Annotated in this window: 11 protein-coding genes; 8 read left to right on the top strand and 3 right to left on the bottom strand. The window is 71.6% G+C overall.

All coding sequences use genetic code 11. The annotated features are described in order from the left end of the window. Nucleotides 1–134: 134 nt before the first annotated feature. Nucleotides 135–1,364, bottom strand: coding sequence for a DUF349 domain-containing protein (locus tag ACZ3UD_RS18255; RefSeq protein ID WP_465588100.1), 1,230 nt, complete (start codon nt 1,362–1,364; stop codon nt 135–137). 265 nt (nt 1,365–1,629) lie between these two features. Continuing rightward, on the bottom strand, nt 1,630–2,463 hold the full coding sequence (locus tag ACZ3UD_RS18260) for a peptidylprolyl isomerase (protein ID WP_465588103.1): 834 nt from the start codon (nt 2,461–2,463) through the stop codon (nt 1,630–1,632). Nucleotides 2,464–2,698: 235 nt separating this feature from the next. On the opposite strand from ACZ3UD_RS18260, the gene ACZ3UD_RS18265 reads away from it, so the two are divergent. From ACZ3UD_RS18265 to rpsD, 8 genes are all read left to right on the top strand, one after another. Further along, entirely contained in the window at nt 2,699–3,406 is a 708-nt protein-coding gene (locus tag ACZ3UD_RS18265; protein WP_465588106.1) for an MBL fold metallo-hydrolase, read from the top strand. 11 nt (nt 3,407–3,417) lie between these two features. Next, nucleotides 3,418–4,680 carry a histidine--tRNA ligase gene (gene hisS, locus ACZ3UD_RS18270; protein WP_465588108.1) on the top strand — a complete coding sequence of 421 codons (1,263 nt, stop codon included), beginning with the start codon at nt 3,418–3,420 and terminating at the stop codon, nt 4,678–4,680. After that, nucleotides 4,677–6,467 carry an aspartate--tRNA ligase gene (gene aspS, locus ACZ3UD_RS18275; RefSeq protein WP_465588110.1) on the top strand — a complete coding sequence of 597 codons (1,791 nt, stop codon included), beginning with the start codon at nt 4,677–4,679 and terminating at the stop codon, nt 6,465–6,467. The genes hisS and aspS overlap by 4 nt, the downstream gene beginning before the upstream one ends. Before the next feature lie 95 nt (nt 6,468–6,562). Then, nucleotides 6,563–7,093, top strand: coding sequence for a GNAT family N-acetyltransferase (locus tag ACZ3UD_RS18280; protein WP_465588113.1), 531 nt, complete (start codon nt 6,563–6,565; stop codon nt 7,091–7,093). 91 nt (nt 7,094–7,184) lie between these two features. Continuing rightward, nucleotides 7,185–8,003: a polyphosphate kinase 2 gene (gene ppk2, locus ACZ3UD_RS18285; RefSeq protein WP_465588115.1), complete on the top strand. Its 819-nt coding sequence runs from the start codon at nt 7,185–7,187 to the stop codon at nt 8,001–8,003. Nucleotides 8,004–8,073: 70 nt separating this feature from the next. Next, nucleotides 8,074–8,691 carry a hypothetical protein gene (locus ACZ3UD_RS18290; protein ID WP_465588118.1) on the top strand — a complete coding sequence of 206 codons (618 nt, stop codon included), beginning with the start codon at nt 8,074–8,076 and terminating at the stop codon, nt 8,689–8,691. 86 nt (nt 8,692–8,777) lie between these two features. Beyond that, the gene (locus ACZ3UD_RS18295) at nt 8,778–10,241 is read left to right on the top strand and encodes a replication-associated recombination protein A (protein ID WP_465588120.1); all 1,464 of its coding nucleotides are present in this window, start codon (nt 8,778–8,780) and stop codon (nt 10,239–10,241) included. A gap of 307 nt (nt 10,242–10,548) precedes the next feature. Beyond that, a complete protein-coding gene (gene rpsD, locus ACZ3UD_RS18300; protein ID WP_270148363.1) occupies nt 10,549–11,163 on the top strand; it encodes a 30S ribosomal protein S4 in 615 nt (204 codons plus the stop codon). An 83-nt stretch (nt 11,164–11,246) separates the two neighbouring features. Here rpsD and ACZ3UD_RS18305 read toward each other — a convergent pair whose 3' ends face one another. Then, nucleotides 11,247–11,564, bottom strand: a complete 318-nt coding sequence (locus ACZ3UD_RS18305) for a tetratricopeptide repeat protein (protein WP_465588124.1) — start codon at nt 11,562–11,564, stop codon at nt 11,247–11,249. Between the last annotated feature and the right edge of the window lie 40 nt (nt 11,565–11,604).

Consider the following 11,604-nt stretch of genomic DNA (forward strand, 5'->3'; position numbering starts at 1 on the left):
CGCTCCCGCAATCCAGCAAGATCACTACGCCTAACGCCCACGGTCCTCGCAACTCCCACAGATCGCGGGTGTTGCGGGGACCGTTAGAACCCAAGGAGCGGGTCGGGGGGCCTTCGCCGTTCAGCCGGCCGGGATCAGCCGCTGAACTCCTCCTGGCTCTTGTGTGCCTGCTCCAGCAGGGTCTGCACGCCCGCCAGCTCGGACTCCAGCTTGGCGGCCCTGGAGGCGTTGCCGGCCGCGCGGGCCTTGTCCAGGTCGGCCTGCAGCTTGTCGGCCTTCGCCTGGAACAGGCCCACCATGCCGGCCGCGCGGGCCTTGGCCTCCGGGTTGGAGCGCTTCCACTCGGCGTCCTCGGCCTCGCGGATCGCCCGCTCGACCGCGTTCAGCCGGCCGTCCAGCTTCGGACGGACGTCGCGCGGCACGTGTCCGATCGCCTCCCAGCGCTCGTTGACGTCGCGCAGCGCGGCCTTGGCGGCCTTCAGGTCGGTGATCGGCAGGATCGCCTCGGCCTCGGCGGCCAGCGCCTCCTTGAGCTTCTGGTTGCCCACCTGCTCGGCGTCCCGCTCGCTGAACACCGCGGAACGGGCCTGGAAGAAGACGTCCTGCGCGCCGCGGAACCGCGCCCACAGCTCGTCCTCGACGTCCCGCTGCGCCCGGCCGGCGGCCTTCCAGCGCGCCATCAGGTCGCGGTAGGCGGCCGCGGTGCTGCCCCAGTCGGTGGACGAGGACAGCGCCTCGGCCTCGGCGACCAGCGCCTCCTTGGTCTGCCGGGCGTGGTCGCGCTCGGCGTCCAGGGTGGCGAAGTGCGCCTTGCGGTGCTTGGAGAAGACCGAGCGGGCGTGCGAGAAGCGGTGCCACAGCTCGTCGTCGCTCTTGCGGTCCAGCCGCGGCAGGCCCTTCCAGGTCTCCACCAGGGCGCGCAGCCGGTCCCCGGCCTCCCGCCACTGGGTGGACTCGGCGAGCTGCTCGGCCTCGGCGACCAGGGCCTCCTTGGCGGAGCGGGTCTCGTCCTGGGCCTTGGCGCGGGCGGCCTTGCGCTCCTCCCGCCGGCTCTCGATCTCACCGGCGAGCGTGTCCAGCCGCTTGGCCAGCGCGTCCAGGTCACCCACCGCGTGCCCCTCGGTCACCTGCGCGCGGAGGTGCTCCAGCGCGGTCTGGGCGTCCTTGGCGGCCAGGTCGGTGGTGCGCACCCGCTTCTCCAGCAGGCCGATCTCCACCTCGATGCCCTGGTACTTGCGCTCGAAGTAGGCGAGGGCCTCCTCGGGCGAGCCGGCCTGCCAGGAACCGACGACGCGTTCGCCGTCGGCCGTCCTGACGTACACCGTGCCCTGCTCGTCCACACGGCCCCACGGGTCGCTGCTCATAGCGCGTCCTCCACATGACGTCGCGCCCGCGCCGGGGCGGCGCGCGTCCGTCGTCCACAGTTGATGTGCGGCGGACCGATGAGTCCGCCGTCCCCGTCCGCCGTGCCTTGCTGCCGCGGGTGACGGCTAGGCGGGTCCGGGCACCCTATACAACGCCAACATAGGCGACCAGGCCCGGTGCTGTCCGCATCCGGGCCGGGCGATTTCGCTCCGGGGCCCGGCGGGGGGCGCCCCGGGCGCCCGCCGCCGACGGCCTCGGGGCCTGTCAACCCTTCGACACGGTAACCGAGTTGAAGGTGACGTCGGCCATCGGGTGGCCGTCCGAGGCGCCCTCCAGGGTGCCCGCGGCGGCGATCTTCTGAACCACGTCCAGGCCGCCGGTGATCTTGCCGAAGGGGATGTAATTCGGGGGCAGCTGGGTGTCCTTGTAGACCAGGAAGAACTGGCTGCCGTTGGTGTCCGGGCCGGAGTTGGCCATCGCCACGGTGCCCGCCGGGTAGGCGGCGCCGGTCAGGTTCTCGTCCTTGAACTTGTAGCCGGGGCCGCCCATGCCGCCCGGGACGGTCGCGCTGGCGGTCGGGTCTCCGCACTGGAGCACGAAGATGCCGTCGGTGGTGAGACGGTGGCACTTGGTGTGGTCGAAGAACTGCTCACCGGCCAGGAAGGCGAAGGAGTTCACGGTGTGCGGGGCCTTGGCCGCGTCCAGCGCGACCGTCACCTTGCCGCAGTTGGTGTCCAGCGCCATGGTGTACGAGCCGCTCGGGTCGATCGTCATGGCCGGCTCGGTCTTGAACTGCTTGCCGTTGGGCGCGCCCGGCGCCGGGTCGGCGCAGCCCTCGACCGGCTTGCGGGTCGGGGTGGCCGGCTTGGTGGGGGCGGCCTGGGGGGAGGAGGCGGCCGAAGCCGTCTTGTCCTTGTCCGAGTCGAACGCGCCGGTGGCGAACAGCGTGCCGCCGCCCGCCAGCACCACGACGGCGAGCGAGGTGCCCATGATCGTGTTGCGGCGCTTGCGGGCGGCCGCCGCCTCGGCGCGGCGCTTCTCCTGGCGCTCGAATTTCTCGCGGGCGAGCTGCCGCCGCCGCTGTTCGCTGCTGACCACCGGCCGTGTCTCCTGAGGATGTGCGGAAAGAGTGGATGGATTCCGTAGCGGATCATCGCATCCATCGGCGGCCAAGTGTAGGGACCGGGCCCGTAAGAACGCGGTGAACCGCCCCGACGGCCCGGCCCGCCACTGCCATCTGGTTCGCAACCGGACCCGGCCCGCCGGTAGGCTGCCCTTACACATCACTACTGGTAGCCATCGCAGCTTGTCGCCGCACACCCGAAGGACGCGCGTGTTCATCGCCGGATTCCCCGCTGGAGCCTGGGGCACCAACTGCTACCTGGTCGCGCCGGCGGCGGGCGAGGAGTGCGTCATCGTCGACCCCGGCCACCAGGCCGCCCGCGGCGTCGAGGAGCTCGTCCGCGAGCACCGGCTGAAGCCCGTCGCCGTGCTGCTCACCCATGGCCACCTCGACCACGTCGCCTCGGTGGTCCCGGTCTGCGGCGCCCGCGGCGTCCCGGCCTGGATCCACCCCGAGGACCGGTACATGATGTCCGACCCGGAGAAGGCACTCGGCCGCTCCCTGGGCACCCAGCTGATGGGCGAGCTCACCGTCGGCGAGCCCGACGACGTGCGCGAGCTCACCGACGGCAGCGTGCTGGAGCTGGCCGGCCTGAAGCTCACCGTGGACCACGCCCCGGGCCATACCGGGGGGTCGGTGACCTTCCGGACGCCCGGTGCCGAGGACCTCCCCCCGGTGCTGTTCTCGGGCGACCTGCTGTTCGCCGGCTCCATCGGGCGTACCGACCTCCCGGGCGGGGACAGCGAGGCGATCATGAGCTCGCTGGCCCGGGTGTGCCTGCCCCTCGACGATTCCACCGTGGTCCTCTCCGGCCACGGCGGTCAGACCACCATCGGCCGCGAGCGCGCCACCAACCCCTACCTCCGACAGGCAGCGGGGGCGGCCGGCGCCCCGGCTTTCCCGCGACGAGGAATGTGACGGAAGAGAAGTTGAGCACCTTCACCGCCCCCAAGGGCACCTACGACCTGCTGCCCCCCAGCTCCGCGACCTTCCTGGCGATCCGCGAGCGCATCGCCGCGCCCGCCCGCCGGGCCGGTTACGGCTACATCGAGACCCCGGTCTTCGAGGACGTGAAGCTGTTCTCGCGCGGTGTCGGCGAGTCCACCGACATCGTCACCAAGGAGATGTTCTCCCTCACCAAGCGCGGCAAGGAGGACCTCGCGCTGCGCCCCGAGGGCACCGCCTCGGTGCTGCGCGCCGCGCTCCAGGCCAACCTGCACAAGGCGGGCAACCTGCCGGTCAAGCTCTGGTACTCCGGCTCGTACTACCGCTACGAGCGCCCGCAGGCCGGCCGCTACCGCCAGTTCTCCCAGGTCGGCGCCGAGGCGATCGGCGCCGAGGACCCGGCGCTGGACGCCGAGCTGATCATCCTGGCCGACGACGCCTTCCGCTCGCTGGGCCTGAGCAACTACTCGCTGCTGCTCAACAGCCTCGGCGACAAGCAGTGCCGCCCGGTCTACCGCACCGCCCTGATCGAGTTCCTGTCCGGCCTGGACCTCGACGAGGAGACCCGCCGCCGCGCCGAGATCAACCCGCTGCGCGTCCTGGACGACAAGCGCGAGTCGGTGCAGGAGCAGCTGGTCGGCGCCCCGATGCTGCGCGACTTCCTGTGCGAGGACTGCAAGGCGTACGACGAGAAGGTCCGCGAGCTGCTCACCGCCAACGGCGTGGCCTTCGTCGACGACCCGAAGCTGGTCCGCGGCCTGGACTACTACACCCGCACCACCTTCGAGTTCGTGCACAACGGCCTCGGCGCCCAGTCCGCGATCGGCGGCGGCGGCCGCTACGACGGCCTGTCCGAGATGATCGGCGGCCCGACGCTGCCGTCCGTCGGCTGGGCCCTCGGCGTGGACCGCACCTACCTGGCGCTGGAGGCGGAGGGCGTCGTCCTCGACCTGCCGGCCGCCACCTCGGTCTACGCCGTCGCGCTCGGCGAGGAGGCCAAGAACGTCCTGTTCGCCAAGGTGGTCGAGCTGCGCCGGGCCGGCGTCGCCACCGACCTCGCCTTCGGCGTCAAGACCATCAAGAACGCCATGAAGTCCGCCGACCGGTCCGGCGCCCGCTTCGCCCTGATCGCCGGTGACCGGGACCTCGCCGAGGGCGTCGTCCAGCTCAAGGACATGAGTACCGGCGAGCAGACCCCCGTCGCCCTCGACGCACTCGTCACCACCCTGAAGGAGAAGCAGCTGTGATCCGCACGCACGACGCGGGCACGCTCCGCCCGGAGCACGCAGGCACCACCGTCACCCTGGCCGGCTGGGTCGCCCGCCGCCGCGACCACGGCGGCGTGGCCTTCATCGACCTGCGCGACGCCTCCGGCACCGTGCAGATCGTGGTCCGCGACCTGGACTCGGTGCACGGCCTTCGCGCCGAGTACTGCGTCAAGGTCGTCGGCGACGTCCGGGTCCGCCCCGAGGGCAACGAGAACCCCGACATCCCGACCGGCGCCGTCGAGGTCGTCGTCAGCGGGATCGAGGTGCTCTCCGAGGCCGCCCCGCTGCCGTTCCCGGTCGCCGAGTACGAGCCCGGCACGGTCAACGAGGAGGTCCGGCTGCGCTACCGCTACCTGGACCTGCGCCGCGAGGGCCCGGCCAAGGGGCTGCGGCTGCGTTCCAAGGTCAACAACATCATCCGCCGGGTGATGGAGGAGAACGACTTCCTCGACATCGAGACGCCGTACCTCACCCGCTCCACCCCCGAGGGCGCCCGCGACTTCCTCGTCCCGGTCCGCCTGCAGCCCGGCCACTGGTACGCGCTGCCGCAGTCGCCCCAGCTGTTCAAGCAGCTGCTGATGGTGGCCGGCATGGAGCGCTACTACCAGATCGCCCGCTGCTTCCGCGACGAGGACTTCCGCGCCGACCGCCAGCCGGAGTTCACCCAGCTGGACATCGAGGCCTCGTTCGTCGACCAGGAGGACATCCTGGCCCTCGGCGAGAAGATCATCGGCGCCGTCTGGCGCGAGGTGCACGGCTACGAGATCCCCAACCCGCTGCCGCGGATGACCTACGCGGACGCCATGGGCCGCTACGGCTCCGACAAGCCGGACGTCCGCTTCGGCCAGGAACTCACCGACCTCACCGAGTACTTCAAGGGCACCGAGTTCCGCGTCTTCCAGGCCCCGTACGTCGGCGCCGTGGTCATGCCGGGCGGCGCCTCGCAGCCGCGCAAGCAGCTGGACGCCTGGCAGGACTGGGCCAAGGCACGCGGTGCCAAGGGCCTCGCCTACGTGCTGATCGACGCCGAGACCGGCGAGCTGCGCGGCCCGGTCGCCAAGAACCTCTCCGAGGAGCACCTGGCCGGCCTCGCCGCCGCGGTCGGCGCCAAGAACGGCGACGCGGTCTTCTTCGCCGCCGGCAAGGAGCGCGCCTCGCAGGAGCTGCTGGGCGCCGCCCGTCTGGAGATCGGCCGCCGCTGCGAGCTGATCGACGAGTCCGAGTGGGCCTTCCTCTGGGTCGTCGACTTCCCGATGTTCGAGCCGATCGAGGACGACAAGGGCGCGTTCCAGGGCTGGCACGCGGTGCACCACCCGTTCACCGCCCCGACCGCGGAGTCGCTGGCCACCTTCGACACCGACCCGGGCTCGGCCCTGTCCAACGCCTACGACCTGGTCCTCAACGGCTCGGAGCTGGGCGGCGGTTCGATCCGTATCCACCAGCGCGAGGTCCAGAAGCGGGCGTTCGACGCGATCGGCCTCTCCGAGGAGGAGGCGGCCTCGCAGTTCGGCTTCCTGCTGGACGCCTTCAACTACGGCCCGCCGCCGCACGGTGGTGTCGCCTTCGGCCTCGACCGGATCGTCACCCTGCTGGGCGGGTACGACACCATCCGCGACGTCATCGCCTTCCCGAAGACGTCCACCGGTGGTGACCCGCTGACCGGCGCCCCGACCCCGATCACCCCGGCGCAGCGCCGCGAGGCCGGCGTCGACGCCCAGCCGAAGGTCCGTGAGGACGCCAAGCCGGAGGCGCAGCCCAAGGGCTGACGCCGCGTCATCCGCTAACCTTCAACGGCCCCGGACGGTCCGCCCACCGTCCGGGGCCGGTCCACAACGACGTGTGACACAGGGAGGGTTGACTCATGCAGGTCACTCAGGTCACTACGAGGGTCGAAAGCCCGCAGGACGCCCCGGCGACCAGACGGGTCCACATGGCCGCGTTCCCCGGCCCGGACGAAGCGGACCTGGTGGACGCGCTGCGCCGCGATCCGGCCTGGCTGCCCGGGCTGTCGGTGGTCGCCGTGGACGAGTCCGGGCTGGTGATCGGACACGCCCTGCTGACCCGGCTGCCGGTCGGCGACGGCGGTGGCGGCGGCGGTGACGCGCTGGCGCTCGCGCCGGTCGCGGTCGCGCCGGAGTGGCAGCGCAAGGGCATCGGCGAACTCGTCGTCCGGGCCGCGCTGTCGGCGGCCGAGGAGGCGGGGGAGAAGCTGGTGGTCGTCCTCGGCGATCCGGAGTACTACGGCAGGTTCGGCTTCACCCCGGCCGGGCGGCACGAGGTCACCGGCCCGTTCGAGGTGCCGGACGCGTACTTCCAGGTGCTGCCGCTGGCGGCGTACGACGGCGGTCCGCGCGGGCTCTGTCGCTATCCGGAGCCCTTCGTCGGGGTCTGACCGCCCTTTTCGCTCCGCGCCGACCTGCGAGGTCACCGTTGTGCGCCTACGGTGAAGGGTCATCGGCAGCAGTCGGACGGAGGACCCGAGGGTGACCACCGAGCAGCGGACCGCGAAGCCGGAGCGACTGGCGAGGAAGCCGTACGAGCGGGAGCTGCTGCGGCTGCAGCAGGAGCTGGTGAAGCTCCAGGAGTGGGTGCGGGTCGAGGGGGCCCGCTTGGTGGTGGTCTTCGAGGGGCGGGACGCGGCCGGCAAGGGCGGCGCGATCAAGCGGGTGACGGAGTACCTGAACCCGCGCATCGCCAGGGTCGCGGCGCTTCCCACTCCGACCGAGCGGCAGAAGACCCAGTGGTACTTCCAGCGGTACGTCGAACACCTGCCGGCGGCCGGGGAGATCGTGCTGTTCGACCGCAGCTGGTACAACCGGGCCGGGGTCGAGCGGGTGATGGGCTTCTGCACCGACGAGGAGTACCGGCAGTTCCTGCACCAGTGCCCGATCGTCGAGCAGATGCTGATCGAGGCGGGCATCCTGCTGCGCAAGTACTGGTTCTCGGTGAGCGACGCGGAGCAGGAGCGGCGGTTCCGGGACCGGCTGGAGGACCCGATGAAGCGCTGGAAGCTCTCCCCGATGGACGTCGAGTCCATCAAGCACTGGGAGGACTACTCGCGCGCCAAGGACGAGATGTTCCTGCACACCGACACCCCGGACTCGCCCTGGCACGTGGTGGAGAGCGACGACAAGCGCCGGGCCCGGATCAACATGATCGCCCATCTGCTCTCCACCGTGCCGTACCGCGAGATCACCCCGCCCAGGATCGAGCTGCCGCCCCGCCCGGCCCCGCGCGGCTACCAGCGGCCCCCGCGCGATCTGCAGAAGTACGTTCCGGACCACGCTGCCAGACTGGAGTAGACGGGGCCCGCCGGGCGCTGCTACCGAGAACGGCCCCGCGTGGCGCCCGGACTCCACTGGAGGCGCGCTCATGTTCGTTCGTACGGTCTACGCCACCGGCAACCCGGACCGGATCGGCCAGACCCTCGATGGGCTCAGCACCGAGGCGATCGACCTGCTCTCCGGGCAGCCCGGCTACCGCGGCTACGGGCTGTTCGCCGACCGGGGCCTCGGCAAGATCGTCATGGGCTTGTGGTGGGAGTCCGCCCAGGCCGAGCGCGACAGTGACGCGGCGCTGGGTGAGCGCTGCCGCGACCTGCTGGCGCCGCTGGCCGGCACCGCGACCAGCGACGTCTGGGAGGCCGTGGCGACGGCCCCGCCCGGTGTGGCCGGACCGGGCGCCGGGTTCCGGCTGACCCGGACCGACGTCGACCCGGCCAAGGTGGACGAGGCTGCCCGGATCTTCCGGGACGAGGTGCTGCCGGTGCTGGAGAAGTCGCCCGGATTCGTGACCGGCACGATGCTGGCCGACCGCGCGACCGGCCGTCTGTCCGTGGGCTCGATCTACGTGGACCAGCCGAGCTTCGCGGCCTCGCGGGGGCCGCAGGCCGACGTCCGGGCGAAGGTGGTGGGCGCGCTGGGCGCCACCGTGCGGTCGGTGGAGGAGTTCGAGGTGGTCCTGCTGGACCGCCGTACCCCGCAGGGATAGAGGGCCTGTCTCCGGCAGCTTTGGCGGACCCGGCGAGGACCCGGGAGACAGGCCCTGGTGTCGGCGGCCTCAACTAGGCTTCCGGTGTGGACGAACCGGACCTCTTCACCGCCGCCGCCGAGGAACGCCAGAGCAAGGAGCCCGGGCGGGCGTCGCTGGCCGTACGCATGCGCCCGCGCACCCTGGACGAGGTGGCCGGGCAGCGGCAGCTGCTGAAGCCCGGGTCCCCGCTGCGGCGGCTGGTCGCGAACTCGCGCGGGCCGGCGGCCACCAGCTCGGTGATCCTCTGGGGGCCGCCCGGCACCGGCAAGACCACCCTCGCCCATGTGATCAGCCAGGCCGTGGAGGGCCGCTTCGTCGAGCTGTCCGCGATCACCGCCGGGGTCAAGGAGGTCCGGGCGGTGATCGACGGTGCCCGGCGGGCGGTCGGCATGTCCGGCCGGGAGACGGTGCTCTTCCTGGACGAGATCCACCGCTTCTCCAAGGCCCAGCAGGACTCGCTGCTGCCGGCCGTGGAGAACCGCTGGGTCACCCTGATCGCGGCGACCACCGAGAACCCGTACTTCTCGGTGATCTCCCCGCTGCTGTCCCGCTCGCTGCTGCTCACCCTGGAGTCGCTGACCGACGAGGACATCCGGGCGCTGCTGCGCCGCGCGGTGGCCGACGAGCGCGGCCTGGAGGGCGCCCTGGAATTGACCGCGGAGGCCGAGGACCACCTGGTGCGGCTGGCCGGCGGGGACGCCCGGCGGGCGCTCACCACGCTGGAGGCGGCGGCCGGGGCGGCGCTGGAGAAGGGCGAGGCGAGCATCACGCTGGCCACCACCGAGACCGCCGTCAACCAGGCGGCGGTGCGCTACGACAAGGACGGCGACCAGCACTACGACGTGGCCAGCGCGCTGATCAAGTCGATCCGCGGCAGCGACGTGGACGCCACCCTGCACTACCTGGCCCGGATGATCGAGGCGGGGGAGGACCCGCGGTTCATCGCCCGGCGGCTGATGATCTCGGCCAGCGAGGACGTCGGCCTGGCGGACCCGACGGCGCTGCAGACGGCGGTGGCGGCGGCCCAGGCGGTGGCGCTGATCGGCTTCCCGGAGGCCCGGATCATCCTGTCCCAGGCGGCGATCGCGCTGGCGCTGGCGCCGAAGTCCAACTCGGCCTACCTGGCGATCGACGCGGCGCTGGCGGACGTCCGGCAGGGCCTGGCGGGCGCGGTGCCGCCGCACCTGCGCGACGCCCACTACGGCGGTGCGGGCAAGCTCGGCCACGGCAAGGGCTACCAGTACCCGCACGACCTGCCGGAGGGCATCGCGGCCCAGCAGTACGCGCCGGACGCGGTGCACGGCAGGGAGTACTACCGGCCGAACCGGCGCGGCGGCGAGGTCCGGTACGCGGACACCGTGGAGTGGACGCGCGGGCGGCTGCGGGGGGAGCGCAGGGTGGAGAAGAAGGCGGAGAAGGTGGAGCAGGCCGACAAGGTCGACAAGGCCGACAAGGCCGACAAGACTGAGAAGAAGCCCGATCGGCAGCCCGGGGGAATGGGCGACTGATCCGCCGGTATACTACGTCGGAGTGCCGTGTCCCGGGACGGCGGCGGGGGAGACCCCACCGACCGGCCGCACCAGCGGGGCACCGGCCGTAGGCCTCCGTCAGGAGGCCCGCACCAGGAGCGTCGCGCACCGTTTCGGTGTCGCGGACGGCCCGGCTTCCGGGCCCTTCGTGTGACCAGCACTTTCGTGCCCGGCTCCGGAGAGCGGCTGACCCTCGCGCAGGCGGTGGGTTTTCTCCGGGTCGCGACATGCGACCTCCGTCAACACCTGGTGAAAGCCGTATTCGTAAGCAAGGAAGGTTTGGTTCATGGCGAACCAGAAGCGTCCCAAGGTCAAGATCGCGCGTGCGCTCGGCGTGCCGCTGACCCCGAAGTCCGTCAAGTACTTCGAGGCCCGCCCGTACCCGCCCGGCCAGCACGGCCGTGGCCGCAAGCAGAACTCGGACTACAAGGTCCGTCTGCTCGAGAAGCAGCGTCTTCGCGCCCAGTACGACCTGAGCGAGAAGCAGCTGTCGCGCGCGTTCGACCGCGCGAAGAAGGCCGAGGGCAAGACCGGTGAGGCGCTCGTCGCCGAGCTGGAGACCCGTCTGGACTCGCTGGTGCTGCGTTCGGGCATCGCCCGCACCATCTACCAGGCCCGCCAGATGGTCGTCCACGGCCACATCGAGGTCAACGGTGGCAAGGTCAACAAGCCGTCGTTCCAGATGAAGCCGGGCTACGTGGTCACCGTCCGCGAGCGCAGCAAGGAGAAGGTCCCCTTCCAGGTCGCCCGTGAGGGTGGCTACGCGGGTGAGGGCCAGACCCCGAAGTACCTCGAGGTCAACCTGAAGGCCCTGGCCTTCCGCCTGGACCGTGCGCCGCAGCGCAAGGAGGTCCCGGTGATCTGTGACGAGCAGCTGGTCGTCGAGTACTACTCGCGCTGACCCGCGCTCGGTTCCGCAGTTCGCGAAACCACAGCGAGCCCCCGTCGCCTTTCGAGGCGGCGGGGGCTCGCTGCTCGGTGCGGTCAGATGCTCTCGCCGGTCATCGCGGCGGCCAGCCGCAGGTGCGGGCGGGCCTCCGCGGCGCGGCCCTGGCGCTCCAGGGTGCGGCCGAGCATCAGCCGGGCGTAGTCCTCGGCCGGGTCGAGGTCGAGGATCCGGCGCAGTTCGGCCTCGGCGCGGCCGAGCTGGGCGGAGTGGTAGTAGCTGCGGGCCAGCAGCAGCCGGACGGAGAGGTTGGCCGGCTCCTCGGCCAGCACGCCTTCGAGCATGCGGGCGGCATCGGCGTACGCCTTGGACTCGAAGTGGAAGTTCGCGAGGCGGTACTCGTCGTGGACGGCCATGGTGTTCCTTCCGGGTGGTTCCTTGCCTCCTCAAGCAATG

It is taken from the genome of Kitasatospora sp. NPDC023118 (genome assembly GCF_055560875.1).

Bases quoted from the DNA above. Each gene is read 5' to 3' on its own strand.
- ACZ3UD_RS18255 (WP_465588100.1), bottom strand. From the start codon at position 1,364: ATGAGCAGCGACCCGTGGGGCCGTGTGGACGAGCAGGGCACGGTGTAC.
- ACZ3UD_RS18290 (WP_465588118.1), top strand. From the start codon at position 8,074: ATGTTCGTTCGTACGGTCTACGCCACCGGCAACCCGGACCGGATCGGC.
- ACZ3UD_RS18280 (WP_465588113.1), top strand. From the start codon at position 6,563: ATGCAGGTCACTCAGGTCACTACGAGGGTCGAAAGCCCGCAGGACGCC.
- rpsD (WP_270148363.1), top strand. From the start codon at position 10,549: ATGGCGAACCAGAAGCGTCCCAAGGTCAAGATCGCGCGTGCGCTCGGC.
- ACZ3UD_RS18305 (WP_465588124.1), bottom strand. From the start codon at position 11,564: ATGGCCGTCCACGACGAGTACCGCCTCGCGAACTTCCACTTCGAGTCC.